This window comes from Geodermatophilus sp. URMC 61 (assembly GCF_052931555.1).
In genome coordinates, this window is the sequence record NZ_JBRFHZ010000002.1 from 5,186,684 (window position 1) to 5,212,028 (window position 25,345).

At 74.0% G+C, this 25,345-nt stretch carries 29 protein-coding genes; all 29 read right to left on the bottom strand.

The genetic code is table 11. The features are described 5' to 3' along the window. Window positions 1-3 precede the first annotated feature (3 nt). Complete coding sequence (locus ACU610_RS24280; protein ID WP_446770251.1) at window positions 4-939, bottom strand: type IV toxin-antitoxin system AbiEi family antitoxin domain-containing protein; 936 nt, start codon at window positions 937-939, stop codon at window positions 4-6. A gap of 165 nt (window positions 940-1,104) precedes the next feature. Then, complete coding sequence (locus tag ACU610_RS24285; protein WP_446770252.1) at window positions 1,105-1,332, bottom strand: hypothetical protein; 228 nt, start codon at window positions 1,330-1,332, stop codon at window positions 1,105-1,107. After that, window positions 1,329-3,491 (bottom strand): hypothetical protein, encoded by a 2,163-nt coding sequence (locus tag ACU610_RS24290; RefSeq protein ID WP_446770253.1) that lies wholly within the window; start codon window positions 3,489-3,491, stop codon window positions 1,329-1,331. Before ACU610_RS24290 ends, ACU610_RS24285 begins: the two co-directional genes overlap by 4 nt. Beyond that, on the bottom strand, window positions 3,472-5,514 hold the full coding sequence (gene flhA, locus ACU610_RS24295; RefSeq protein WP_446770254.1) for a flagellar biosynthesis protein FlhA: 2,043 nt from the start codon (window positions 5,512-5,514) through the stop codon (window positions 3,472-3,474). The genes ACU610_RS24290 and flhA overlap by 20 nt, the downstream gene beginning before the upstream one ends. Window positions 5,515-5,652: 138 nt before the next feature. Continuing rightward, window positions 5,653-6,786, bottom strand: a complete 1,134-nt coding sequence (locus ACU610_RS24300) for an EscU/YscU/HrcU family type III secretion system export apparatus switch protein (RefSeq protein WP_446770255.1) — start codon at window positions 6,784-6,786, stop codon at window positions 5,653-5,655. A gap of 116 nt (window positions 6,787-6,902) precedes the next feature. Further along, the gene (gene fliR, locus ACU610_RS24305) at window positions 6,903-7,667 is read right to left on the bottom strand and encodes a flagellar biosynthetic protein FliR (protein ID WP_446770256.1); all 765 of its coding nucleotides are present in this window, start codon (window positions 7,665-7,667) and stop codon (window positions 6,903-6,905) included. A 5-nt stretch (window positions 7,668-7,672) separates the two neighbouring features. Then, on the bottom strand, window positions 7,673-7,948 hold the full coding sequence (fliQ, locus tag ACU610_RS24310) for a flagellar biosynthesis protein FliQ (protein WP_091223336.1): 276 nt from the start codon (window positions 7,946-7,948) through the stop codon (window positions 7,673-7,675). A 73-nt stretch (window positions 7,949-8,021) separates the two neighbouring features. Then, window positions 8,022-8,858, bottom strand: coding sequence for a flagellar type III secretion system pore protein FliP (gene fliP / locus ACU610_RS24315; RefSeq protein WP_446770257.1), 837 nt, complete (start codon window positions 8,856-8,858; stop codon window positions 8,022-8,024). Then, window positions 8,858-9,238, bottom strand: a complete 381-nt coding sequence (gene fliO, locus ACU610_RS24320) for a flagellar biosynthetic protein FliO (RefSeq protein ID WP_446770751.1) — start codon at window positions 9,236-9,238, stop codon at window positions 8,858-8,860. Before fliO ends, fliP begins: the two co-directional genes overlap by 1 nt. Before the next feature lie 5 nt (window positions 9,239-9,243). Continuing rightward, window positions 9,244-9,990, bottom strand: coding sequence for a flagellar motor switch protein FliN (fliN, locus tag ACU610_RS24325; RefSeq protein WP_446770258.1), 747 nt, complete (start codon window positions 9,988-9,990; stop codon window positions 9,244-9,246). Continuing rightward, the gene (locus ACU610_RS24330) at window positions 9,987-10,940 is read right to left on the bottom strand and encodes a flagellar motor switch protein FliM (protein WP_446770259.1); all 954 of its coding nucleotides are present in this window, start codon (window positions 10,938-10,940) and stop codon (window positions 9,987-9,989) included. Before ACU610_RS24330 ends, fliN begins: the two co-directional genes overlap by 4 nt. 115 nt (window positions 10,941-11,055) lie before the next feature. Continuing rightward, window positions 11,056-11,532 carry a flagellar basal body-associated FliL family protein gene (locus tag ACU610_RS24335; RefSeq protein WP_446770260.1) on the bottom strand — a complete coding sequence of 159 codons (477 nt, stop codon included), beginning with the start codon at window positions 11,530-11,532 and terminating at the stop codon, window positions 11,056-11,058. Next, the gene (locus ACU610_RS24340) at window positions 11,525-12,451 is read right to left on the bottom strand and encodes a flagellar motor protein MotB (protein WP_446770261.1); all 927 of its coding nucleotides are present in this window, start codon (window positions 12,449-12,451) and stop codon (window positions 11,525-11,527) included. The genes ACU610_RS24335 and ACU610_RS24340 overlap by 8 nt, the downstream gene beginning before the upstream one ends. Continuing rightward, window positions 12,448-13,218 (bottom strand): flagellar motor protein, encoded by a 771-nt coding sequence (locus ACU610_RS24345; protein ID WP_446770262.1) that lies wholly within the window; start codon window positions 13,216-13,218, stop codon window positions 12,448-12,450. Before ACU610_RS24345 ends, ACU610_RS24340 begins: the two co-directional genes overlap by 4 nt. A 5-nt stretch (window positions 13,219-13,223) precedes the next feature. Further along, window positions 13,224-13,508: a flagellar FlbD family protein gene (locus tag ACU610_RS24350; RefSeq protein ID WP_446770263.1), complete on the bottom strand. Its 285-nt coding sequence runs from the start codon at window positions 13,506-13,508 to the stop codon at window positions 13,224-13,226. Between the two features lie 223 nt (window positions 13,509-13,731). Then, entirely contained in the window at window positions 13,732-14,952 is a 1,221-nt protein-coding gene (locus tag ACU610_RS24355; protein WP_446770264.1) for a flagellar hook protein FlgE, read from the bottom strand. An 84-nt stretch (window positions 14,953-15,036) separates the two neighbouring features. Then, window positions 15,037-15,459 carry a flagellar hook capping FlgD N-terminal domain-containing protein gene (locus ACU610_RS24360; RefSeq protein ID WP_446770265.1) on the bottom strand — a complete coding sequence of 141 codons (423 nt, stop codon included), beginning with the start codon at window positions 15,457-15,459 and terminating at the stop codon, window positions 15,037-15,039. 12 nt (window positions 15,460-15,471) lie between these two features. Continuing rightward, on the bottom strand, window positions 15,472-16,782 hold the full coding sequence (locus ACU610_RS24365; protein ID WP_446770266.1) for a flagellar hook-length control protein FliK: 1,311 nt from the start codon (window positions 16,780-16,782) through the stop codon (window positions 15,472-15,474). After that, entirely contained in the window at window positions 16,779-17,738 is a 960-nt protein-coding gene (locus ACU610_RS24370) for a transglycosylase SLT domain-containing protein (RefSeq protein ID WP_446770267.1), read from the bottom strand. Before ACU610_RS24370 ends, ACU610_RS24365 begins: the two co-directional genes overlap by 4 nt. Continuing rightward, window positions 17,726-18,217: a flagellar export protein FliJ gene (locus ACU610_RS24375; RefSeq protein WP_446770268.1), complete on the bottom strand. Its 492-nt coding sequence runs from the start codon at window positions 18,215-18,217 to the stop codon at window positions 17,726-17,728. The genes ACU610_RS24370 and ACU610_RS24375 overlap by 13 nt, the downstream gene beginning before the upstream one ends. Before the next feature lie 13 nt (window positions 18,218-18,230). Continuing rightward, window positions 18,231-19,538: a FliI/YscN family ATPase gene (locus ACU610_RS24380; protein ID WP_446770269.1), complete on the bottom strand. Its 1,308-nt coding sequence runs from the start codon at window positions 19,536-19,538 to the stop codon at window positions 18,231-18,233. A gap of 73 nt (window positions 19,539-19,611) precedes the next feature. Beyond that, the gene (locus tag ACU610_RS24385; RefSeq protein WP_446770270.1) at window positions 19,612-20,400 is read right to left on the bottom strand and encodes a FliH/SctL family protein; all 789 of its coding nucleotides are present in this window, start codon (window positions 20,398-20,400) and stop codon (window positions 19,612-19,614) included. Window positions 20,401-20,497: 97 nt separating this feature from the next. Further along, on the bottom strand, window positions 20,498-21,583 hold the full coding sequence (fliG, locus tag ACU610_RS24390) for a flagellar motor switch protein FliG (RefSeq protein WP_446770271.1): 1,086 nt from the start codon (window positions 21,581-21,583) through the stop codon (window positions 20,498-20,500). Then, window positions 21,580-23,175, bottom strand: a complete 1,596-nt coding sequence (gene fliF / locus ACU610_RS24395; RefSeq protein WP_446770272.1) for a flagellar basal-body MS-ring/collar protein FliF — start codon at window positions 23,173-23,175, stop codon at window positions 21,580-21,582. Before fliF ends, fliG begins: the two co-directional genes overlap by 4 nt. Next, a complete protein-coding gene (fliE, locus tag ACU610_RS24400; RefSeq protein ID WP_446770273.1) occupies window positions 23,175-23,504 on the bottom strand; it encodes a flagellar hook-basal body complex protein FliE in 330 nt (109 codons plus the stop codon). The genes fliF and fliE overlap by 1 nt, the downstream gene beginning before the upstream one ends. Before the next feature lie 2 nt (window positions 23,505-23,506). Next, entirely contained in the window at window positions 23,507-23,911 is a 405-nt protein-coding gene (locus tag ACU610_RS24405) for a flagellar basal body rod protein FlgC (protein ID WP_446770274.1), read from the bottom strand. Beyond that, entirely contained in the window at window positions 23,911-24,258 is a 348-nt protein-coding gene (flgB, locus tag ACU610_RS24410; protein WP_446770275.1) for a flagellar basal body rod protein FlgB, read from the bottom strand. The genes ACU610_RS24405 and flgB overlap by 1 nt, the downstream gene beginning before the upstream one ends. A gap of 302 nt (window positions 24,259-24,560) precedes the next feature. Continuing rightward, window positions 24,561-24,920: a hypothetical protein gene (locus ACU610_RS24415; protein WP_446770276.1), complete on the bottom strand. Its 360-nt coding sequence runs from the start codon at window positions 24,918-24,920 to the stop codon at window positions 24,561-24,563. Next, entirely contained in the window at window positions 24,917-25,303 is a 387-nt protein-coding gene (gene fliS, locus ACU610_RS24420) for a flagellar export chaperone FliS (RefSeq protein WP_446770277.1), read from the bottom strand. The genes ACU610_RS24415 and fliS overlap by 4 nt, the downstream gene beginning before the upstream one ends. Between the last annotated feature and the right edge of the window lie 42 nt (window positions 25,304-25,345).

Sequence of the window (25,345 nt, forward strand, 5' to 3'; positions counted from 1 at the left end):
GAGTCAGCGGCGGCCCCGCGCGAAGGCCCGCAGCAGGCGATCGCCCAGGACGCGGGGCCGGTCCAGGTCGTCCCACGTCCAGCGGGCGACCTGCCAGCAGTGGTCGCGCAGCTCGTCCTCCCGCCGCTTCTCCTGGAAGACGACCTCGCCCGGTTCCTGTCCCGGCTGGAGCAGCCGGCCGTACTTGACCCGCCCGTCGAACTCCCCGAGCGTGCGGTGTTCCTCCCAGCCGAAGTCGCAGCGCGCCATGACGCTGCCGTCGCGGCGGCGGGCCCGTACCTGCAGGTCGGGTGCGGCGAGACCGAGCCGGTGGATGAGCACCCGGCTGCGGCTCTCGCCCACGCTCTCGCTCAACGGGTCGGCGAAGTCGACCACGCGGGCGGCCGCTCGGATCCCGGGGACCCGCCCCATGGTCGCGAGGCAGTCCAGCAGGTCCTGCCGCGTGCTGCCGCCCGCCCGGAGCGCACGGTCGGCGAGGACGACGGCTGACTCGAAGGGCGCCGACCGAGCGACGTCCACGACGGTCCTGGCGACGCTCGTGGTGACCAGACCGTCGACCACGGTGAGGTGGTGGGCGGGCACCCTGCCGACGTGCTGGTGCAGCCGGGTGCTGCCGGAGCCGTTCGCCGGCGGGCGACGAGTGACGTGCACGCGGTCGAGGGGCACACCCCACACGGGCAGGCCGTGCAGGACCGCGGCCGAGAGGTGGCTCACCGCCGCCGGTGAGCGGAGTCCAGGGATCGTGGCCAGCACGGTGAGGCGGTACCGCGCAACGGCGTCCGTGGGCAGTTCCGCCGGCGAGTGTGCGTACGTGCCGCGCTGCAGCCGGCGCAGCTCACCGCGGCGCACCATCCGGGCGAGCTCCGCGTCGTCGTAACCGGTCGTCAACGCGTCTGCCCGGCGCAGCAGGAACGGCGGGTCGGGTTCCGAGGCGGTCACCCGCCCAGCTTCGTGGTGGCCCTCAGGTCACGGGCGGCGGCGACCGGATCTGTGGAAAGAGGCCACTCTCGCGCTGTTCCGTGTGCGATGACGCCGCTGCACCAGCGCGTGTGCTGCAGGAACCGCGCGAGAGTGGCTCGCTCAGCGAGAGGGCGAGCGCCGGGGTCAGGGTGCCGCGGCATCGGGGTCCTCGTCGGCGGCGGCACGGGGAGCCGACGGGCGGGGGGTGGCGGCCCAGCGCAGCAGCGCCACCAGACCCCAGCCCGCCGCCAGGCACCACGGCAGCCGCGTGACGACGTCGTGCACGCCGAGGTCGCCGCGCAGACCCAGCGCGAGCACCGGGAGGGCCAGGACGAAGGACACCGCCAGCACGTCCCAGCGCAGCGGGCTCATGCCCCCGCGCTCTCCAGTCGCTCGCAGAGCAGCGAGGCCCAGCGGTGGGCGGTCGCCCGCACCCCGTCGAGGAGGGCCACGGGCGTGGCGGTGCGGCCGAGCACCGCGGCCGGGTCGGCGGTCAGGTCGGTGTCCTGGACCACGAGCGCGTCCACGCGGGGCAGCGCGTCCAGCCACGGGCCGACGTCCTCGGGCTTGCGGGTGGCCTCGACGACCGCCCACACCCCGACCGGCGCGAAGACCGCGACCATCTGCTCCAGCCAGGCACCACCACCGGCGCGCAGCGGGACGTCGACGGCGACGATCGTCAGCGCGCTCGACCGGTCGGCCTCCTGCTTGCGCTCGAGGGCCGTGTCGATGCTGGTGATCCGGTTGCTGCGCGGGGCCAGCGCGGCCAGGTCACCCCGGGAGGCCCACTGCAGCTGCTCGCCGTCCAGCCGCATCGAGGCGGCCAGGGAGCGGGCAGCGGCGAGGGTCTCCACGCCCGGGCCGACGACCAGCAGCACCTCGCCGGCCCCGGAGGGCACCGCGGGAGCAGCCGGCAGGCCGGCGGCGAGGGCGCGGGTCAGCGCGGCGTAGGCGCCGCGCCGGGCGACGTCCGCGGCGAAGTCCGCGCCGAGCAGCCGCTCGGGCACGCCCAGCTCCAGCAGCTCGAGGACCAGGGCGTCCTCGGCGGCACCGGGCACGGGGCCGCTGTTGCCCCCGGACGTCGACCGCCCGCGGACCGACGGCACCACCATCGGCGCCGACCGGCGCCAGGCGGCGCGCTTGTCCACCGGCAGCCGGGTCACGGTGGCCAGGGCCTCCGCGGACGGCGGCGCCAGCCGGGCCACCGACTGCCCCGGGGTGCGGCCGATCGCCGGCGGCACGGGCGGGCGGCCCAGCAGCGGCGGGACGGCCAGCGCGGTCCCGGGCGCCGGCGGCGGCAGCAGCGACAGCGGCGGCAGGATCGTGGTGGCGTCGGCGGGCAGCGGCAGCGGAGCCGGGTCGCTGGCGGTCGGGGCCAGGACCTCGGCCTCCACCTCCCACTCGTCGGCCTCGGCGGTCGCGTCCACCCACACCGGGATCTCGGCGGTGTGCGCGCAGGCGTCGGCCTCGGCCCACACGTCGTCGGCCGCAGCAGCGTCGGGCTCGTCCTCCGGGGAGCCGACGAGCACGCCGCGCAGCAGCTGGGTCAGCGCCGCGTCCGACGTGTCGTGCGCCAGGGCCGCACGCAGCACCTCGGCGATCGCCTCCTCGCGGGAGGTGATGGGCCCGGTGCTGAAGTCCGGCTCGTGCACCCACTCGGGCAGCGGCTCGGGCTGCGGCGCCAGCACCGGGGGGACGACGGCCGCCGGCTCCGCACCGGGTGCCGGAGCCGCAGCGGGCTGGGGGACGCCGGTCGGCTGCGGAGCAGGAGCCGGCGTGGGAGCCGAACCCCAGAGGATGTCCAGCCCCGCGTCCCCGTCGTCGAACGGGTCGTCGGCCCCGACGGCCGCGGCGGGGACGGCGACGGGTGCGGGCGTCGGCGCAGCAGCCGCGGGAGCCGGGGGAGGAACCGGAGCAGCGGGAGCAGCCGCCGGCGCCGGGGCGGGAGCGGGCGCCGGGGCGGGAGCGGCGGTCGCGACGGCGGCGATCGCCTCGTCCACGGCCTCGCGCACGTCGACGTCCCGGGCCACCATCTGCGCCAGCGCGGCGGTGAACGGCGACGGCGGCAGCGCGGCGTCGTCCGCCACGGGAGCAGCCGGCTCCGGCGCCGGTGCCGCCGGAGCAGCGGGAGCCGCAGCCGGGGCGGGGGCCTTGCGGAAGCCCCTCGCCGCAGCCGGACGGGCGGCGCGCGGCGCGGAGGTGCGCGAGTACAGCCCCACGGAGGGCTGGCCGGCGCCGCCGCCGAGCAGGTCGGCGACCTCGTCGACCGGGTCGGGCAGCACCGGGTCGCGGCGCAGCGCGGCCTCGATGCGCGCCATCGACTCGGCCTTCGACGCGGGTCGGCGCTCGACCACCGGTGGCGGGGCGATCTCCTCCACCTCGGCGACGAAGCGCTCGGTGGTGAAGAAGCCCATCACCCCACCGGTGCGGACGCGGCGGATGCCGACGATGCGGACGGACGAGCCGTACTTCTCCCGTGCGGCGGCGATGGCGCCCTCGCGGGAGGCGGCCTCAACGGACGGCAACGGCACCGTTCACCACTCCCAGTGACTCGATCTGGGCCGTGCGGGAGACCTCCGTATAGGAGATCACCGGCAGGCGGGGGAGGACCTGACGCATGAGGCGGGACAGCGCGGCCCGGACCTGGGGCGAGCACACGAGCACGGGGGACAGGCCCAGCCGCTCCGCGTCGGTCAGCAGGCCGCTGCACCCGTTGACCAGCGCGTCGACCGTGCCGGCGTCCAGGGCGAGGACCTGACCGGCCTCGCTCTGCCGCACCGCCTCGAGCAGACGCTGCTCGAACGCCGGGTCGAGGGTCATGACGTGCAGCCGCTCGTCGGGCGTGACGTAGGGCTGGCTGATCGCCGACCCGAGCGCCGCGCGGGCGGCCTCGACCAGGCCGTCGACGTCGGTGGAGACCCTCGCCCGGACCGAGAGCGCCTCGAAGATGCGCACCAGGTCGCGGATCGAGACGTTCTCCGCGAGCAGCCCGTGCAGCACCCGCTGGATCTCGCCCAGCGTGAGCAGCGTGGGGGTGAACTCCTCGACGACGATCGGGTGGGTCCGCTTGACCATCTCGACCAGCAGCCGCACGTCCTCCCGGCCGAGCAGGTCGGCGGCGTTCTGCCGGACGACCTCGGCCAGGTGCGTGGTGATGACCGAGGAACGGTCGACGACGGTGGCGCCGGCCATCTCGGCCTGCCGCTGCAGCTCGACCGGCACCCACTTCGCCGGCAGCCCGAACACCGGCTCGCGGGTGGCCCGGCCGGGCAGTGCGTCGAGCATGTCGCCGATCGCCAGGACCGTGCCGGCGGGCGAGGTGCCCTTGGCCGCGGGGACGCCGTTGAGCCAGATGACGTACTGCGAGGCGGGCAGGTCGAGGTTGTCGCGCGTGCGCACCAGCGGGATCACCAGGCCGGTCTCCATGGCGACCTTCCGGCGCAGCGCCTTGACGCGGTCGAGCAGGTCGCCGCCGCGGGAGGCGTCCACCAGGTCGACCAGGTCGAAGGCCACCTCGAGCTCCAGCGGGTCGACCCGCATCTTCTCGGCGATGGCCTCGGGGGAGTCCGGGCGGGGCTCGTCGTCCACGGCGGCCTGCGGGTCGGCGTCCTCGTCGACGTCCGGGGTCTCCTGCATGCGCGAGGCCATGAGCAGGAAGAGCCCACCGATGACGAGGAACGGCAGCTTGGGCAGGCCGGGGATCAGGCACAGCGCCAGCGCGGCGCCGCCGGCGATGCGCACCGGCTGCCTGAAGCGGCCGAGCTGGGCCAGCAGGTCCGTGCCCATGTCCCCGTCGGAGGCCGAGCGGGTGACGATGATGCCGGTCGCGGTGGACAGCAGCAGCGCGGGGATCTGGGAGACCAGGCCGTCGCCGACGGTCAGCAGCGAGTAGGTGGAGACGGCGTCCGCCGGGGCCATGCCCAGCTGTATGACGCCGATGGCCATGCCGCCGATGAGGTTGATCAGCGTGATGATGATGGCGGCGATGGCGTCGCCCTTGACGAACTTCGAGGCACCGTCCATCGAGCCGTAGAAGTCGGCCTCGGAGGTGACCTCGGTGCGCCGCCTGCGCGCCTGCTGCTCGTCGATCAGCCCGGCGTTGAGGTCGGCGTCGATCGCCATCTGCTTGCCGGGCATCGCGTCGAGGGTGAAGCGGGCGCCGACCTCGGCGACGCGGCCGGCACCGTTCGTGATCACGACGAACTGGATGATCGTGAGGATCACGAAGATCACCAGGCCGACGATCAGCGAGCCGCCGATCACGAAGTGCCCGAAGGCCTCGATCACCTTGCCGGCGTAGCCGTCGGTCAGCACCAGCCGCGTCGAGGAGACGTTGAGCGCCAGCCGGAACAGCGTCGCGATGAGGATCAGCGACGGGAAGACGGCGAAGTCCAGCGGCCGCTTGATCTGCATGGCGACCAGCAGGATCAGCAGCGACGCGGTGATGTTCAGGCCCAGCAGCAGGTCCAGCACCGCGGCGGGCAGTGGCACGACCAGCATGAGGACGATGGCCACCACGCCGATGGGGACGGCGGCCTTCGTCAGCTTCTGCACGGACCCCTCATCGGCAGAGCGCCCACCCCGGGGCACCGCCGTCCGCCCCAGCCGTCACGCCCGCCCCAGCCGCCCCGTCGGCCCTCCTGCGGGCCCCACCGCGAGCCTGCGAGTGGTGGGGGGCAGGAGGGTCCTCTGTCAGCGACGTGCGCCGGCGCGCGGCAGCCCCTCGACGTCCGGGGCGGCGAAGCCGGGCCGGTGGAAGCCCCCGCGCACGCCGCGCGCCGACAGCTGCATGACGAACGCCAGCACCCGTGCGACCGCGGTGAACAGCTGCGCGGGCACCTCCTGGCCGATCTCGCAGGAGGCGTGCAACGCACGGGCGAGCGGGACGTCCTGCACCAGCGGCACCCGCGCCTCCGCGGCCCGCTCGCGCAGCTTCGCCGCGACCTCGTCGGCGCCCTTGGCGACGACCCGGGGAGCGCCGCGGTCGGGCTCGTACCTCAGCGCGACGGCGACGTGGGTGGGGTTGACCAGCAGGACGTCGGCGGTGGCGACCTCGGCCATCATCCGGTTCCGCGACATCGCCATCTGGGTGGCCCGGCGCTGGGCCTTTACGTGCGGGTCACCCTCGGAGTTCTTGTGCTCCTGCTGGATCTCGTACTTGGTCATCTTGAGCTGCTTCATCGTCTGCCGGCGGACGACGACGTAGTCGGCGATCGCGATCACCAGGCCGGTGACCGCCACGACGCGGATCATCAGGACCGCGGAGTCGGTGAAGGTGGCGGTGACCGCCGAGAGCGGCAGCGCACCGGACGACGACACCAGTGCCTGGGCCTTGTCGCTGGTGATCACGACGACCGTGCCCAGCGCCGCGGTCTTGATGACCGCCTTGGTCGCCTCCCACAGGCCGTGCCCGCCGAACATCCGCTTGATGCCCGGCAGGGGGTTGAGCTTCTGCAGCGTCGGCTTCACCGGCTTGCCGCTGACGGTGACCCCGCCCTGGGCGGCCGAGGCCGCGACGCCGACCACCATCAGGGCGACCGCCATCGGCAGCGCGACGGTGACGAAGGTGTCCAGCGCCTGGCTCAGCAGTGCGGTGACGGCCTCGACCTCCGGCCGCTCGACGACCACGCCGACCTGCACGAACATCCGGCCGACCTCGTCGAAGGCGTTGCCCACCAGCACCGGCAGCAGGAAGCTCGCCGCCGCGGCGCCGGCCCACGTCCCCAGCTCCTGGGTCCGCGGGATCTGACCTTCCTTGCGCGCCTTCTTGAGCCGCTGGGGAGTGGGGGCCTCTGTCCGTTCCCCACCCGGTCCGTCCTTGGCCACGGCTCACCTCCTCCCGGGACCGGCGAGTTCGGCGGTCTCGCACGCTGGGGACGGCGCAGCCGGGCGGCATCGCCGATCTCGCCGGAGGAGCGCCGCCGTCCGGTACCCGCGCACCGTCACCCGCTCCGGAGGGAGACCATCGCCCGGGCCGCGTGCTCGAGCAGCGTGTCCAGGGCTGGGGGCAGCAGCGGGAAGGTCAGGCCCAGCAGGACCATCGTCAGCAGGATCTTCACCGGGAAGCCGAAGGAGAAGACGTTCAGCGCGGGCGCGGCGCGCGACAGCAGTCCGAGCGCCACGTCGGCGAGCAGCAGCACCGCCACCATCGGTCCGGCGATCTGCAGCGCGGCCAGGAACATCATCGACAGCGCGGTGATGAGCACCTGGGCCAGCTGCTCGGTGGGCACCGACCCGCCGACCGGCATCCCCTCGTAGGAGGTGGCGAAGCCGCGCACGATCAGCAGGTGGCCGCCGCTGCTGAACAGCAGCGTCGTCGCCAGCAGGTAGTGCAGCCGGCCGACCGAGGAGCTGGTGGTCATCGAGAGCGGGTCGTAGGCCGGCTGCAGGGAGAAGCCGCCGGTGAGGTCGATGAGGTCGCCGGCGTACTGGACGGCGGCGAACAGCACGTGGACCACGAAGCCCAGCGCCGCGCCGATGGCGACCTCGGTGATCGCGCCGACGACGAGGAAGCCGGTCGTGGGCTCGGGCAACCCCGGGGCGATGCGGGTCATCAGCGCGACCGACAGGGCCAGCGCCAGCGCTCCCTTCACCGGGGCCGGGATGCTCTTGGAGTTGAACGGAGGGGCCAGCAGCACGAAGCCGGTGGCGCGCGCGGTGCCGAGCAGCAGCGCGGCCAGGGTGCCCGCCGGGACCTCGAGGTCCACGGCCGCTACGTCCGGTCGAGCAGGCGGGGCAGCGAGTCGAACAGGGACTGGGTGAAGCTGACCAGCTCCGAGAGCACCCAGTTGCCCGTGACCAGCAGCGCGATCGCGACCGCGATGACCTTCGGCACGAAGGACAGGGTCGGTTCCTGGATCTGCGTCGCCGCCTGGAACAGGGAGATGAGGAAGCCCACCAGCAGCGCGGTCAGCAGCACGGGGGCGGCGACCTTGGCGGCGACCAGCATCGTCTGGACGGCGATCTCGGTGACGTCGGCGTCGCTCACGTCGACTCCTCGCTGGCGCTCGTCGCCGCCGCTCCCGGCACTGCCGTGCTCATCGATGAGCTCGCGCGCTCGCTCATCCGTAGCTCCCCACCAGCGCCGTCGTGATCAGCGCCCAGCCGTCGACCACCACGAACAGCAGCAGCTTGAACGGCAGGGAGACGATCACCGGCGGCACCATCATCATGCCCATCGACATGAGCGCGGCGCTGACCAGCATGTCCAGCACCAGGAACGGGATGAAGACGACCAGGCCGATGATGAAGGCGCTCTTGAGCTCGGAGAGCACGAACGCCGGCACCAGCGTCGTCATGCTGACGTCCGCGGCCTCGGTCGGGGCCTCCTCGCCGGAGAGCCCGACCATGAGCGACAGCTCGTCCTCGCGGGTGTTGTCCAGCAGGAACTCCCGCAGCGGGACGACGCCGACGTCGTAGGCCTGCGACACGGTCATGGTGCCGTTCAGGTACGGCTGGACGGCGGTCTCGTTGATGTCGGAGAACACCGGCCCCATGACGAACAGGGTCAGGAACAGCGCGATGCCGGTGAGCACGGTGTTCGGCGGCGACATCTGCATGCCGAGCGCGTTCCGGGTCAGCGACAGGACCACGATGATCTTGGTGAACGACGTGGCCAGCAGCAGCACCGCCGGCGCCACCGAGAGCACGGTGATCGCGAGGATCAGCGTGATCGAGGTGCTGGGGCTGCCGCCGCCGATCGAGATGTCCACGCCGCCGTCGACGGCGGGGACCACGGGGGCGGTCGGGGCCGTCGGCTCGACCGGCGCGGTGGGGGCGGCGGACGCCGGGCCGGCCAGCAGCGTGAGCACGACGCCGAGCAGCGCCGCGAGCAGCAGGACCAGCCCCACGCGCCGGGCGACCGGGACGCCCCGGACGGGAGCGGGGGAGGCGGTCATCAGCGGCGGACCGTCCGCTCCCGCAGCTGGGAGACGAACGTCGTCCACCCGTTGCGGTCGAACACCGAGCCGGCGAGCGCGTCGGGGGTGCCGGCCACGGCCGGCGGCGCGGTGGCCGGTCGCCGCTCGGCGATGGCCTCCTCGACGACGTCGCCGTCCACCTCGGCGAGCAGGGTGACCTGCTCCTCGGTGGAGCCCACGACGAGCACGCGGTCGGCGATGCGGACGACGCTGACGCTGCTGGCCCGGCCCATGCGCTGCCGGGCGACGACCTCGATGAGGCCGTTGGCCTGGCCCAGGCCGCGCTTCTGCGCGACGCGCGCGGCGAACCACAGGACGGCGGCGATGAAGGCCAGCGAGAGCACCAGCCGGATGACCATCCACGTCACGGCTGCCGACCCCCCATCTCGGAGGTGGCGTCGGCGACGATCTCGCTGATCCGCAGGCCGAAGTCCTCGTCGACGACGACGACCTCCCCGCGGGCGATCAGCGTGCCGTTGACCAGCAGGTCCGCCGGGGCGCTGGCGGCGCGGTCGAGCTCGATGACCTCGCCGGGGTGCAGGGAGAGCAGCTCGCCGACGGTCATCCGGGTGCGGCCGATCTCGACGGTGACCTCCATGGCCACGTGCCGGAGCAGGTCCAGGCTGCCGCGCTGGGTGCGCGCCTGGGGCAGCGTCACCTGCAGCGCGAACACCGCCTCGACGGTGCCGCCCACGCCCATCAGCGGGACGGCGACGAACATGCCCTTGTCCCGCAGCCCGTCCATCGCGGTGTCCGGGTCCTCGGTGCGCTCGGCGCCGACGCGCACCCGGCCCAGCGTGGTGGCGGCGGCCTCGAGCGCCGGGCGCAGGGCGGCGGCGACGTCCATCGGGCCGACGGGGGAGTTGGCGAGGGCGTCGACGACCTCGGCCGAGAGGACGAGGACGACGTCCCCGCTGACCTCCCCGGAGAGCCGCGCCGCGACCGCGGTGGCGGCCGTGGCCGGCGCGAGGACGGCGTCGGGGTCGCTGACCGGCGCGCCGGGGACGAGCTCGGCCGTCGCCGGCACCAGTCCGGCCGCGGCCCGCGCGGCGGAGGCCACGACGGCGATCACGGTCTCGGATGCCTGCGAGTGCTCCACGGTGGCGGTCATGCGGTGTCCTTCTGGGCTGGGTTCTGGGAGGTGGCCGGGGTGGGGACGATGGCGGCGGCCAGCCGGCGGCGGTGGTTGCTGGCGATGGCGTAGGCGAAGGTCACGTCGTTGGTGGTGACCTCCAGCGGCGCGTCCTGCGGGTGGCGCAGCAGCAGCACGTCACCGACCGCGAGGGAGAGCAGGTCCTCGGAGGAGACCTCGAGCGGGGTGAACCGCACGCCGACGTCGACCGGCACGTGGGTGAGCCGCTCGTTGAGGGCCTCGAAGGCGCGCCGCCGCTTGGCCTGGGCCGACTCCGACAGCTGAGGGGAGGCGGCGTTGGCGAGCGGCACCTGGAAGGAGGAGAAGGGCAGCACCAGCGTGGCCTCGCCGGTACGGCTGCCGATCCCGATGGTGAACGAGGCCACCATCACGGTGTCCGAGCCCGCCGCGGCCTGGGCCAGCTGCGGGTTGTACTCGACCTCGCTGAGCTCGGGCTGCAGCTCGACGATGTGCGAGAAGGCGGCGGTGAACTCCTGCAGCAGCCGGTTGAGCAGGTGGTGGGTGATCGCCGTCTCCATGACCGTCATCGGCCGTTCCGGCTGGTCCGCGGCACCCGAGCCGCCGAGCATGTGGTCGACGGCGGCCATCGCGATGTCCAGCGGGTAGGCCAGCACGCCCTTGCCGGCCAGCGGCTCGATCGAGAACGTCACGATGAAGCACGGGTCGGGCAGCGAGGCGACGTAGTCGTCGTAGGAGTGCTGCTCGATGCGCAGCAGCTCCAGTCGAGCGCTGGTCCGCAGCATCGTGGTGAGGACCGTCGTCGTCTGCCGGGCGAACGCCTCCTGGGCGATCTGCAGCACCCGCACGTGCTCGCGGGAGAGCTTGGTGGGGCGGCGGAAGTCGTAGGTTCGGGGTTCGCCGCGGCGGGTGCGCCCGGTGGGGGCGGTTCCGTTCTCGGGGCGGGTCACGCCAGGTTCATCGGCGGGGAACGAGTCCGCCCTGACCGGCGGCGCGGGGCGCCGCCGGTCAGGGCGGACGGGTGTGACGGGTGGTGCGGGAGGGCTCCCCGAGGGGGCCCGGTGGTCACTGGGTGACGTACTCCGTGAGGTAGACGTGCATGACCATCGGGACGCCGTCCTCGGTGTAGGCCTCCACGATCCTCTGCTCCAGGGCCTCCTTGAGCGCCTCGCGGGCGCCCACGACGTCGGCCGGCTGGGCCTGCGAGTAGGTCGAGATGACCAGGTCGAGGGCCTTGGCGCCGTCGACGCCGCCGCTGCCGTGCCCGCCGCTGGCCGCGGCCGCGGTGTACTCCAGGGTGATGCCGACCTTGAGGTAGCCGCCGCCGGCGAGGTTCACCGCGATCGGCTCCAGCGCGGTGTACCCGCCGTGCTCGGGTTCCGCGGCCTCGGCCTCGCCGCTGCCGGCGAAGAGGAAGAAGTAGGCCGCGCCGGCGACCGCGAGCACCGCGACCAGGCCGAGGAGGAGCAGCTTCTTCCTGCCGCCGCCCTTCGCCTCATCGTCCTCGGGGGCCTGGTCCTTCGCGCTCTTCTTGTCAGCCATGGGTGTCCTCCTGGGGGGTGCCGGCGTCGGTCGTCCCGGCGTCGAGGCCGGGGAGCAGGTCCTTGGCCTCGGCGGAGGCGTCGGACAGGACCACCACGTCGACGCGGCGGTTGACGGTGATGGAGTTCGGGTCGCTCGGCGGCACCAACGGGCGGGTGTCGGAGTAGCCGTTGGCGACCATCCGGGTCCCCGGGACGCCGTCGGTCGTCAGGTACCGGACGACGGTCGTCGCGCGGTAGGCCGACAGCTCCCAGTTCGAGGGCCACGGGCCGCCGGGGGTGACCGGCAGGTGGTTGGCGTGGCCCTCGACGCCCAGGGCGTTGGGCAGGTCGCGCAGCGTGGGCGCGATGGCGTCGAGGATCTGCCGGCCCTCCGGCCGCAGCACCGCCTGCTCGGCGTCGAACAGCACCTGGTCGGCCACGATGTGCACGACCAACCCGCGCTCGTCGATCTCGAAGCGGGCCGCACCGGCGTGGCCGGCGGCGGCCAGCGCGGCCTCGATCCGCTCCCGCACCTGCGAGAGCTCCTGGTACTCGGCCCGGGCCTCGGCCGCGACCTGTTGGGCCTCGGCGAGCGCGGCCTGCGCCGCGGCGGCGTCGACCTCCGCCTGCTCGACGGTCTCCTCCGGGACGATGGCCGAGGCGATGTCGATCGCCCCCGGGAGCCCGTCGAGCACCTCTCCCTCGGGGCTCGACGCCGGCATCACGGTGATCGGGCCGCCGAGGCTCTCGGACAGGCCGCTGGCCAGGGCGGCGAACTTCTCCTTGTCCACCTGGCTCATCGCGAAGAGCACGACGAACAGCACGAAGAGCAGCGTCAGCATGTCCGCGTAGGACACCATCCACCGCTCGTGGTTCTCGTGCTCCTCCTCCTCGTGCTTCTTCGCGCGGCGGCGGCCGCCGTGGCCGCCGGAACTCACGCGGCCTCCTTGGCCAGCTCACTGGGCGGGATGAGCGAGTTCAGCTTGAGCCGGACGGCGCGCGGGCTGGTGCCGGCCTGGATCTCCGCGATGCCCTCGACGAGCAGCTCCATCTGCGCGGCCTGCAGCTCGCTGACCCGCAGGATCTTGGCGCCCATCGGCAGGAACCAGAAGTTCGCGGCCATGACGCCCCACAGCGTGGCGACGAACGCCGAGGCGATCATCGGGCCCAGCGACGACGGCTCGCTGAGGTTGGCCATCACGTTCATCAGGCCGACGATGCAGCCGACGATGCCGATGGTCGGGGCGTAGCCGCCCATCGCGTTCATGAACTTCGCGGCGACCTTGTCCTCGGCCTTCTTGGCGGCGATCTCGCTCTCCAGGACGGCGCGCAGCTCCTCGGGGTCGGTGCCGTCGATGCCCATCTGCAGGCCGCGCTTCAGAAACGGGTCCTCGATCGCCTTGACCTGCGCCTCGAGCGCCAGCAGGCCCTCCTTGCGGGCCTTCTCGGCGAGGCTGACCAGGGTCTGGATCTGGTCGGTGGCCGGCGGCACCCTGGCCGGGATCATGGCCATCTTGAACCAGCCGGGCAGCTTCTTGAGGTCGTCCATCGTCTGGCTCGACATCGCCGCGCCGAAGGTGGCGACGATGACCAGCACGATGGCCGGGAGGAAGAGCAGCGACGTCGGGTCGGACCCCTCCAGGACCATGAAGACCAGGAGGGCGACGAGCGAGACGACGAACCCGATCAGGGTGGCGGGATCCACAGGGCTCAGCGCTCCTCGCGGGCCGGGAAGGGGACGACGGCGGCGCTCGCGTCGGACTCCTCGGGACGGGAGGGCGAGCGGTAGGTGCCGCGGTCCATCTCGTAGGCGGTGGCCAGGATGCTGGCGCGGTACTCGCGGATCTCCACGAGCACCTCCTCCACGCTCTCCGAGACGACGTACCTGGTGCCGTCGACCAGGAACACGACGGTGTCGGGGTGGCCCTCGACGCGTTCGACGAGGTCGGGGTTGAGCGCGAACCGCTCTCCGTTCAGGCGCGTCACACGGATCACGGGGGGTCCTCTGGCTCGATCGGGGAGGGGGTGACGGCCACCGCTCGCGCAGGCTGCCGGTCTGCAGTTGTCTTCGGCGCGGCGCGGGCGCGCCTTGAGCCGAACAGGGCGCCTCACCCCCGCGGGTGAGGGGGGTGACCTGCGGAGACACGGGGCGCGGACGACGGCGGCCCGGCCCCTCACGGAGGAGGGACCGGGCCGTACGGCGCCCGTGGAGGGTCCTCTAGCGCTTGAGGTTGACCAGGTCCTGCAGGACCTCGTCGGAGCTGGTGATGACGCGGCTGTTCGCCTGGAAGCCGCGCTGGGCGACGATCAGACCGGTGAACTCCTCGGCCAGGTCGACGTTGGACATCTCCAGGGCACCCGCGATGAGGGTGCCCCGGCCGCCCGCGCCGGGCTCGCCGATGGCGGGCTGGCCGGAGTTGTCGGCGACCCGGTAGGAGCTGTTGCCGGCCTTGGCCAGACCACCGGGGTTGGCGAACGTGGCGAGGGCCAGCTTGCCGATCGGCTCGCGCAGGTTGTTCGAGTAGACGCCCATGATCGTGCCGTCGCCGCTGAGCGAGATGGACTGCAGGGTGCCCATCGCGTTGCCGTCGACGTCACCCGGCACGAGCGAGGAGGCGCCACCGAACTGCCGCATCGCCGAGAGGTCGATCGTGATCGGCCCGGGCCACGTGCCGGTCGACGGCGTGAAGCTGACGGTCTGGCCCGCCGTGGGCTCGCCCTCGCTGCCCGGAGCCGTGCTGAAGGTCAGTCCGGTGGTCTGGGTGCCACCGTTGCCGTCGCTGGTGACGACGTCCCACTGGTTGGCGCCGGTCTTGGTGAACGTGACGCTGATCTGCCGGGCGGTCCCGAGGGCGTCGTACACGGTGAACTGGGTCTGGACCTGCGAGGCGGCACCGGCGGCCACCCCGCTGGACAGGTTGCCGACGACCTGCCCGTTCTGGGTCCGCGTCGGCTGCATGACCTCACCGAAGGGGACGCTCAGCGGCTCGATCGCCCCGTTGGTGTCCACGACGCCGTCGTCGGCCATCCAGCCCTGCAGGACGCCGCCGTCCGGGGTGACCAGGTTGCCGAACGCGTCGTAGTTGAACGACCCGGCGCGGGTGTAGAGCTGCTCGTTGCCCACGCGGGTGACGAAGAAGCCGTCACCGCTGATCATGAAGTCCGTCGACCGCCCGGTGTTCTGGGCCGCACCCTGCTCGAAGTTCGTGGTGATGCCGGCGACCTTCACGCCGAGGCCGACCTGGGCCGGGTTGGTGCCACCGGCCTCGGCGCGCGGGGCCGAACCGTTGCGCATGACCTGGGACAGCGTGTCCTCGAAGACGGTCTGGCTGCTCTTGTAGCCGACCGTGTTGACGTTGGCGATGTTGTTGCCGGTGACGTCGAGCTTGGTCTGGTGGGCGCGCAGACCGGCGATCGCGGAGTTCATGGAACGCAGCATGGGGAGGGGCTCCTCAGGAGTGGGACGGCCGGGAGGGACGGCGGGTTCCGCGGAAACCGCCGGGGAGGTCGGGGACGGCGGAGGTCAGCGGGTGCCGGGCAGTGACACCTCGGTGAGCCGGCCGAGCGGGACGTCGACGCCGTCGACGACGGCGCTGGGCTCGTCGCCGGTGATCTTCACCGAGCCGACGGTGCCGGTCACCGTGCTGCCGTCCTCGCCGGTGTAGCTCACCGTGTGGCCGACGAGGGCCCCGGCGGACAGCGAGCGCTGCAGCGCCACCAGGGAGGCGTTCTGCGCGGCGATCTCCTCGAGCTTCTCCACCTGGGTGAACGTCGCGGTCTGCGACATGAACTCGGTGGTGCTCGCCGGGCTGTTCGGGTCCTGGTAGCGCATCTGCGCGACCAGCAGCTGCAGGAACACGTCCTTGCCCATCTGGTCGGTGCGGTTCACGCTGCTGGTGGCGGTCGTGGTGGGGGCGCCGCCCACCCCGGACACGGGACTGGTCATCGATCGCTCCTCTCAGACCCGGACGTCCAGGCCGGACGACGGGATGGCGGTGGTCCCGGGGGCGGGGCGGCCCGGGTCGGCCTCGGCGCCGCGCAGCCACGGCCGGCCGCGGCCGTCGGGCTGCCCGTGCCGGCCGTCCCGGTCGCCGGCGGCGTGCTGCTGGGCGGAGGCCCACGACGCTCCGGTGTCCCGGTCGACCGAGGCGCCGGTGCAGGTGAGGCCGGCGGCGGCCAGGTCCCGCCGCAGGTCGGGCAGGGCGTCGAGCAGCGCGGCGCGGCCGGCCTCGGTGGCGCTCCTCAGCGCGAGGTCGACCGAGCCCTGGCTCAGGGTCACCTGGACCTCGACCGGCCCGAGGGTCTCGGGCGTGAGCACCAGGGTCATGGTGTGCGTGCCGTCCGGCCCGTGCCGCAGGACGGCGACCTGCTGCGCGACCTGACCGGCGACCGGCGGTGCCGTGGGGGTGGCCGGCTCGGCGGTCGCGACCGGCGGCGCCACCGGGACGGCGGGAGCGGGTGCCGCGGCGGTCGGCGCGGCGGCGGGGGCCGGGGTCGGCACCGGGACGTCCTGGTCGGGGGCCGTGCCGGTGCCGGTGCCCGCACCCTCGGCCGGAGCCGGGGCGGCGGCGGGCTGGGGGAGCGGGACGACGCTGTCCGGGGCCACGAGTTCCGGCGCCGTCGGGGTCATGGGCGCGTCCGCAGCGGCGAGCACGACGGTGACCCCCGGGAGCGGGTCGGCCGCGGCGGTCGCGGGGGTCGGCACGGGGGTGCCGGGCAGGACGGCGTCGGTCGCCGGCGCGTCGGGGCCGGGGACCGCGGCGGCCGGGAGCCCGGTCGCGGTGGGCGCCGGGACGCCGGCGGGCGGTACCGCCGCGGGGACGACGTCCGGGACGCCCCTCGGGACGACCGGCGGCGCGACCACGGTGCCGGTCGCGACGGCGTCGGCCACCGCCGCGATCGCGGGGCCGGCGGCCGCGGGCGCGACGGCGTTCGCCGCCCCGGGCGCGCCCGGGCCGATGCCCGTGAGCAGTGCCCACAGGCCCGGCGGCATGCCGGCGCCGGAGACGGCGGGCTGTCCGGGAACGGGCGGCTCGGCGGTGGGCTGCTCGCCGTCCGGGACCTCGGGGGCCGCCCCGGCGGGCGTGCCGTCGCTCTCGGTGGCGCGCTCCTGGCCACGGGGGCCGTCCTGCCCGCGGGACACCGCGTCGTCGAGGGCGGTGTCCAGAGCACTGGCGAAGCGCTCGCCGCCGCCGGGTGCCTCGGTCCCGGCCGAGGTCGCGGCGGCCGGGGCGGGCGCCGGCGCGGCCGTTGCCAGGGGCGTCGTCATCGGAGGGCCTCTGCCTTGCTCATCACGCTGCGCACGTAGTCCTGGGTCTCGGGGTAGGGCGGGATGCCGCCGTGGCGGCGGACGGTGCCGGGCCCGGCGTTGTAGGCGGCCAGGCCCAGCTCGGTGGAGCCGAACTGCCGCGTCAGGTCGGCGAGGTAGCGGGCCGCGCCGTCGACGGCCGAGGCGGGGTCGAACGGGTCGACGCCGAGCCCCCGGGCGGTCGCGGGCATGAACTGCATGAGGCCCTGGGCGCCGGCGGGGGAGACCGCCGAGGCGTCGAAGCCGGACTCCTGCTGGGCCACCGCGGCGAGCAGAGCCGGGTCGACGCCGTGCCGGCTGCCGGCCCGGGTGAACAGGTCGGCGTACGGCACGCCGGACAGCGACGCGCCGGCCGCCGTCCCGGACACCGCGGACGCCGACTCGGCCGGGAGCACGCGGCGGATGACCGATGGGTTGCCGACGTCCTGGACCTTGACCACCTCGCCGGGCTGCGGGGCGGCGATCATCTTGCCGTCGCCGACGTAGATTCCGACGTGGTCGATCCCGGGACGGCCCGGGGAGTGGTCGAAGAACACCAGGTCGCCGGGGCGGGTGTCGGCCAGCGAGGCCACGGCGGTGCCCGCGGTGGCCTGCTGCGAGGACGTGCGGGGCAGGTCGATGCCGAGGTTGCCGTACACGAGCTTGGTGAAGCCGGAGCAGTCCAGGCCCTTGGCCGGGTCGGTGCCGCCCCACAGGTAGGGCACGCCGAGGTACCGGCGCGCCTCGGCGACGACCGCCGCCTCCGAGGCGCCGCCGGCGGTGGCGGTGCCCGTCGCCGCGGAGGTCGCGCTCGTGCCGGTGAGCCCGGCGGCGGTGGCGGCCGCGGTCCAGCCGGCGGAGGCCGCCGGGCGGGGCGCGACGAGGAAGCGGGCCTGGATCTCGCTGATCCGGGACTGCACCGCGGTCAGTCCCTCCACGCCGCCTCCCCGTCGGTGCGGGTGCGGCGGCCGGAGCGGCCGGTGACGAGGTCGTCCACGGTCCTCTCCTCGGCAGCCTGCTCGGCCAGTCGCACCGCCTGGAGGTGTCGTTCCCGGAGTCGTTCCAGGCCCTTGGTGCGCTGCGCGGCCGCCGTCCAGGCCGCGCGGACCAGCTGGGCCTGCTCGGCCGACGCGGTCGCGAGCGCCCGGGCCGCGGCGGCGTCCTCGGCGGCCAGCCGGCCGAGCACCATGGCGGCGGCGAAGGCGCCGGGGGCGACCGGGCCCGTGGGCAGCACCGCGGCGACCGCGGCCTCGGCCTCGGTGGCCCGGCGGTCGGCGTCGGCGGCGGCCCGCGCGGCCTCGGCCGCGGCGAGCGCGGCCGCCCGCTCCTCGGTGCGGCGCAGCTCGAGGACCGGCTGCAGCCGGAAGGCGGCCCGCTTCACCGGCAGGGCGAGGTCGCTGAGGACCGTCGGCGGCACTCTGCGAGCTGCGTCATGCCGACCTCACGATGCGGTTCAGCCAGGCCCACGACTCACCGGCCGGCGTGAGCTCGCCGGTGGGCTGCTGCAGGAACGCCTCGATGGCCGGCGCCAGCTGGCGGGCGCGGTCGACCAGCGGGTCGGTGCCGGCCTGGTAGGCGCCGATCTCGATGAGCTCCCTGACGTCGCGGAGCGCGCCCATGAGCCGGCGCGCCTCGCGCGCGTCGGCCATCTGCGCCGGCGGGACGACCGCGGTGGCCACGCGGGAGATCGACTCGAGCACGTCGATCGCCGGGAAGTGGCCGGCGGTCGCGAGCTTGCGGGTGAGCACGACGTGCCCGTCGAGGATGGAGCGCGCGGTGTCGGCGATCGGCTCGTTGTGGTCGTCGCCGTCCACCAGCACGGTGTACAGGCCGGTGATCGAGCCGACCGACGCCGTCCCGGCCTTCTCCAGCAGCCTGGGCATCATCGCGAAGACGCTCGGCGGGTAGCCGCGGGTCGCCGGGGGCTCGCCCGCCGACAGGCCGACCTCGCGCTGGGCCATCGCGGTACGGGTGATCGAGTCCATCATCAGCAGCACGTCACGGCCCTGGTCGCGGAAGCCCTCGGCGATGCGGGTGGCGACGAACGCCGCCTTCAGCCGCACCAGCGGCGGCTCGTCGGAGGTCGCGACGACGACGACGGTGCGCGCCATGCCCTCCTCGCCGAGGTTCTCCTCGAGGAACTCGCGCACCTCGCGGCCACGCTCGCCGATCAGTCCGATGACCCGGACGTCGGCGTCCGTGCCACGGGTGATCTGGGCCAGCAGCGTCGACTTGCCCACGCCGGAGCCGGCGAAGATGCCCAGTCGCTGGCCCTTGCCGAGGGGCACCATCGTGTCCAGCACGCGGACGCCGGAGGTCAGCGGCTCCTCGACGCGGGTGCGCGCCAGTGCGTGTGGCGTCTCGCTGGCCAGGTCGACCCACTCCAGGGACTGGTCCAGCGGCGGGCCGCCGTCGACCGGCCGGCCGAGGCCGTCGAGCACCCGGCCCAGCAGCGCCTCGCCGACCGGCACCTGCAGCGGCATGCCGGTGGCGCGCACCCGCGCGCCGGCGTGCACGCCGGAGAGCTCACCGAGCGGCATGCAGGTCAGCCGCTCCCGGGAGACGGCGACCACCTCGGCCAGCAGGCCGCCGCGCGGCGACGGGTTGATCTCCACGAGGTCGCCGACGGCGGCGACGACGCCCTCCACGGAGAGGGTCAGGCCCATCGCGCCGACGACCGAGCCGGTCACCTGCGGGCGGGCCGCCGCGCGGGCGCGGTCGAGCAGCCCGAGGGTCATGCGTCCTCCTCGCCGGCGCTCGTCGGCCGCATGACCCGGGGTGCTGTGCCTGCGCGTGAGCTCGCGAGCCCGCTCACGGTGTCAGCACCGCCCGGACCCGCTCCAGCGCGGCGCCCAGCTGGGCGTCGACGCGGGTGGCACCGGTCTCGGCGACGGCGCCCGCCCGCTCGACGGAGAGGTCGCCGACGACCCGCACCGTGTCCGGCAGCTCGGCCAGCGCCTCGGTGGGCAGCTCGGCGAGGTCGTCGGGGTGCAGCCGGACGACGGTGGGCGCGTCGGCCGGGCACAGCGTCAGCGCGCGGCGGACGGCGTCCACCACGGGCGAGTCGGTGAGCGCCAGCTCGCGGCACAGCATGTCCTCGACCAGGGTCAGCACGACGGTGATGACCGAGTCGCGCACGTCCTCGGCGACCGGCAGGGCGGCCTGTTCGAGCTGGGTGACCGCCGCGCCGAGCGCCGCGGTGGCCGAGACCATCCGCCGTTCCCAGCGGGCCTGCACCTCGGCCAGGCGGGCCTCGGCGGCCCGCTCCGCCTCGGCGACCACGGCCTCGGCGGCCTTGCTGCCCTCGGCGTGGCCGGCGGCGTAGCCCTCCCGGTGGGCGTGCTCGCGCAGCCGGGCCAGCTCCTCGGCGTAGACGTCGCCGAGCCGGAACGACGTCCGGCCCGGCACCGGCACGTCGGCCGCCCGGCGCACCGTCGTCCGCCGCTCGCCGGTCGGCTGCGGCGGGACCGGCACCGCGCGGGTGTACGGCGCCCGGGGTGCTGCCTGCGCGGTGCCGCCGCGCAGCAGCGCGGACTCCCGCGCCGACGACTCACGCGGTGTCCGACGGCCCGACTGCGCGCCGCGGTCAGCTCCGCGCATCACGCCACCGGTCGGCTCCGTGGCGCCCGCTGCGATGTTCCCGCCGGCCCCGTCCAGGGTCCCGCCCCGGGTCTGCGAGAGGTGGGAGGGTCCTCGCTCAGGCGACGAAATCGTCCTCACCGCCCCGCGAGATGGTCAGCACGCCCTGCTCCTCGAGGGTGCGGATGACACCGACGACCTTGGCCTGTGCCTCCTCGACCGTGCGGGTGCGGACCGGACCGAGCAGCTCGATCTCCTCGGCGAGGTTCTCGGCGGCACGCTCGGAGAGGTTCCGGACGACCTTGTCGCGGACGTCGGGGCGCACGCCCTTGAGCGCGGTGGCCAGGTCGTTGGCCTCGACCTCGCGCAGCACCAGCTGCAGCGAGCGGTCATCGATGCTGACGATGTCCTCGAAGACGAACATCTGCGCGCGGACCTGCTCGGCCAGCTCCGGGTCGGTGCTGTCGAGCCACTCGAGGATCGAGCGCTCGGTCGGCCGCGGCGAGCGGTTGATGATCTCGACGAGGGTCTCGACGCCGCCGACGGTGCTCATGTCCTGGTGGGCCAGCAGCGACCCCATCCGGCGGCCGAGCTCCTCCTCGACCAGGCGGACCATCTCCGGGGAGGTGCGGTCCATGGTCGCGATGCGGTGCGCGACGGCGGCCTGCTGCTCCGGGGCGAACCCGGAGAGCACCTCGGCCGACTGCGCGGCGGTCAGGTGGGCCAGCACCAGCGCGATGACCTGCGGGTGCTCGTCCTTGAGGAAGGTGACCAGCTGGCGGACGTCGGCGTTGCGCAGCGAGGCGAAGGGGACCTCGGTGTAGACGACGTTGAGGCGGGACAGGATGCCGTCGGCCTTGTCCTCGCCGAGGCCGGCCGCGAGGATCTCGCGGGCGAACTCGACGCCGCCGCGCCCCACGAACCGCTGGGCGGTCATGAGGTGGTGGAACTCCTCGAGCACGCCGTCGACGTCGTCGGGCTCCACCGAGCCGAGCTTCATCAGCTCGCGGGTCAGCATCTCGACCTCACGCGGGCGCATCTTGGCCAGCAGCGCACCGGCCTCCTCCTTGGACAGCTGGGCGACGAAGACCGCGGCCTTGCGCAGGCCCGGCAACTCCCTCCGCTCCCGCACCGCGGGGAGGACGGCGGTCTGCGCGGCCGCGGGGGCCATGCCGACCATCTGCTCGACGGACGCCAACGTCATGACTTCGTCCCGCTCTCGCTCAGCCAGCCGCGCAGCATCGCAGCCACCTCGTCCGGCTTCTCACTGACCATCGTGGCGATCTCGCCGCGGACCCGGGCCCGCTCGGCGGCCTCCAGCTCCAGGGCGGCGGTGTCGGCGACCGGCACGGCCCGCGTGCTCTCGATGCGGATCCGGTCGAGCTCGGCCAACACGTCGTCGTCGAGCTCGAGGGCCTCGTAGTCCTCCTGCTCGTCCTCTCCGCGCCGCCGCGACCGCAGCCAGACGACCAGCACGAGCAGGGCGATGCCGAGGGCGATGCCACCGGTGCGGATCAGCGACCACATCTGGGCCTGCCGCTCGGCCTCCTGGGCGGCCTCGAGCTCGGCGGCCGCGGCGTCGGCGGCGGTGGTGTCGAACTCCATGGAGGCGACGGTGATGTCGTCGCCGCGCGCCACGTCGAGGCCGACGGCGTTGCCGACGATGTCCTGGACCTGTGCCTGGTTCAGGTTGCCGGCGACGGCCTCGTCCATGACGACGGAGACGGTGAGCCGGTTGATCCGCCCGGGCGCGCCCTCGACGGTCTCCACGGTCGTGCCGACGGCGTTGTTCGCGGTCGTGGACTCCTTGTTGTACGTGGAGTCCCCGGTGCCGGCCCCGGCGTCGGCCTGGTTCTCCGGGCCGAGGACGCCGCCGACGGCGGCGCCGTTGCCGGTGTACTCCTCGGTCGTCGTGCTCTCCGAGATGGGCGGGGTGCCCTCCTCGTAGGTGTGCGTCTCCGAGGTGGTGCTGCGCTGGTCGAGGTCCACGTCGGCCCGGACCGAGACCTTGGCGCGGCCCGGCCCGAGGATGGGGTCCAGGACGGCCTGGGCGTTGGCGGCCAGCCGGTTCTCGTAGTCCTGCTCCAGCTGCGAGCGGGCGTCGCCGGCAGCCGTGGTCACGCCCTGGCCGGGCGCCGAGAGCACCGTGCCGGTGGCGTCGGCGACCGTGACCTGGTCGGGGTCCATGCCCTCGATGCTCGAGGAGACCAGGTTGGTGACCGCCTGCACCTGGCCGCTGTCCAGCGCGGTGCCCGGCGCCAGGTCGAGCAGCACCGAGGCGGTCGGCTCGGCCTCGTCGGAGGCGAACACCTCCTCCTCGGGCAGGGCCACGTGGACGACGGCGGTGCGCACGCCCTCCAGCGACTCCAGGGTCGCCGACAGCTCGTCCTGCAGGGCCCGCTGGTAGGTGACCTGCTGCTGGAACTCGCTGGTGGTGATGCCCTGCTCGTCGAGCAGCGCGTACCCGGTGTCGTTGCCCGCGGGCAGGCCCTTGCCGCTCATCGACAGCCGCAGGTCGTAGACCTGCTCGTTCGGGACCATGATCGTCCCGCCGCCGTCGGCGAGCTCGTAGGAGACGCCGGCCGCGTTGAGCTCGTCGACGATCGCCGACGCGTCGGTCGAGGCCAGGTTCGAGAACAGCGGGGCGTAGGTGGGGGCCGTGATCCACCGGTAGAAGAAGAACCCGCCGAGGAGCAGCCCGAGGCCGAGCAGGCCGATGACGACCTTCTGGCCGAGGCTGATCGTGGAGAGCGCGGAGCGGATCCGCTCCAGCGGCCCGGCGAGGGCAGCAGGCATCAGACCGGCATCCTCATGATCTCGTTGAAGGCCTCGACGGCCTTGTTCTTGATGGTCACGACCATCTCGGTGGCGAGCTTGGCCTCGTTGGCCGCGATCATGTAGTCGTGCACGTCACGCAGGTCGCCGGTGGCGGCCTGGACGGCGAGGCCGTCCGAGGTCGACTGCGTGGCCTGCAGCTCCTCCAGCGAGGACACCAGGGCGGAGGCGAAACCGTTGTCGCCGGCCGCCGCGGTCCGCTCGACGTCGGGCGTCGCCGCCGCCCCGGTGACCCCGGACAGGCCGGTGATCGCCGTGGGGAACGAGATGCCGCCGATGGGGGACGTCATGGTCAGCCCTTCCCGAGCTGGAGTGCGGCCTGGTAGGCGGTGGTGGCGCGCTCGACGACGGCGAGGTTCGCCTGGTAGCCGCGCTGCGCCATGATCAGCTGGGTCATCTGGTCGCCCAGGTCGACGTCTGGGTACTTCACGTAGCCGTTGGCGTCGGCGAGCGGGTGGTCCGGCTCGTACACCATCCGGCCCTCCGCGCTGCCGTACTCGGCGCGGGCCACGCGGACCCCGCCCTCGCCGGACCCGTAGTCGACGGCCTGCGCCACGATCAGCCGCTCCTGGAACGCGTCCTGGTCGGTCGAGGTGACGTTGTTGATGTTGGCGATGTTGTCCGAGACGGCGTCCAGCCACTTGCGGTGGACGAGCAGCCCGGAGCCGGAGATGCCGAGGGAGTCGAACGTGCTCATCACGCCGTCCGCAGGGCCGTGCGCATGACGGTGTACTTGCCGTCGAGGGCGTTGAGCGCCAGCTGGTAGCGCAGGCCGGTCTCGGTGGCGATGACCGTCTCGGCGTCGAGGTTGACGTTGTTGCCGTCGAGGCGGGTCGGCTCCAGGGAGCGGGACACCGTGCCGGTCGAGGCGGTCGGCGTCTGACCGCCGGCCAGGGCGCCGCGCAGGCCGGACTCGAAGTCGACGCGGCCGGCCAGGAAGCCCGGCGTCTGCAGGTTCGCGATGTTGTCGGCGGTGACGCGCTGCCGCTGGGCGAGCCCGGTCAGGGCGGAGTGCAGGGCCGACGAGGTGACGTCGCCGATCACCGGGCGGTTCCTCGGGCAGGGCAGCAGGACACGATCGGCCTCCGGGTACGCAGGAGACACTCGCGAGCGAGTGGAGTGGTTCGCCGATCCGTGGCGAGAGGTGCGCTTTCCGTGCTCTGCAGTCATCGGCACGGGCGGGTCGGGCCCTGACCCCGCGGACCTCATGCGAGTGGTCCGAGTACGCCGGTGGGGTGGACGTGCCGACTGTGACTCGCGGTGCGTGACTGAGCGGATGGACCCCGGAAACGCCGACGCCCCCCACAGCGCTGGATCGACGCTGTGGGGGGCGGGGGAGTTCGGCTCTAGAGGGCCCGGTCGATGTAGGAGGCCACCGGGCGGGGCGGGCCGTAGGACATCCGGGCGGCGACGTCGCGCTGTCGCCGCGACTGGATGATCCGCTCGACCAGCTCCTCGGCGACGGCCAGCTGGTGCTGCAGCAGCCGCGCGGCGCGCTCGCGGAGGTCCTCGGGCACCGGGCCCAGGGCCGGAGACGGCGGGACCCAGTCCTCGGCGCGCCGTCCCCAGGCGGCGATCTCCTCTGCGCGGTCGGCCCGGAGGACGGACTCGGCGGCGAGCACCTCGCCCTCGAGCTCGTCGAGGACGGTGGCCCAGTCGCGGGAGGTCTCCCCGCCGCCGGCCGCGGAGGGGCGACCGGAGGTCATGCCGGGGTGGCGGCGAGGATGGCGGCCGCCTGCCGCCACGCGTCCCGGAGCGGCTCGACCACCTGCAGGCAGGACGCCACCCGGTTGCGGTCGGCCTTGACGTTGGCCTGCACGAGCTCGCCGATGAGCCAGCTGTAGAGCGCGGCCAGCCGCGGGCCACCCTCCCACGCGTCGATCTGCAGGCTGCTGCGCAGCTCGAGCACGATCTCCTGCGCGTGCTGCAGCTGCACCCTCGCCGCCTGCCGGTCACCCTCGGTGAGGGCCACGTGAGCGCGCTCGAGGTCCAGCGCGAGCCGGTCGTACAGCATCACGAGGATCCGCTGGGGGGACGCCGTCGCGACCGAGTCGCCCAGGTAGCGGGAACGGAGGGAGGCGGTGCTCATCAGGCGGTCTCCTGGGGAAGCGGTGGTGGTGGAAGCATCGGC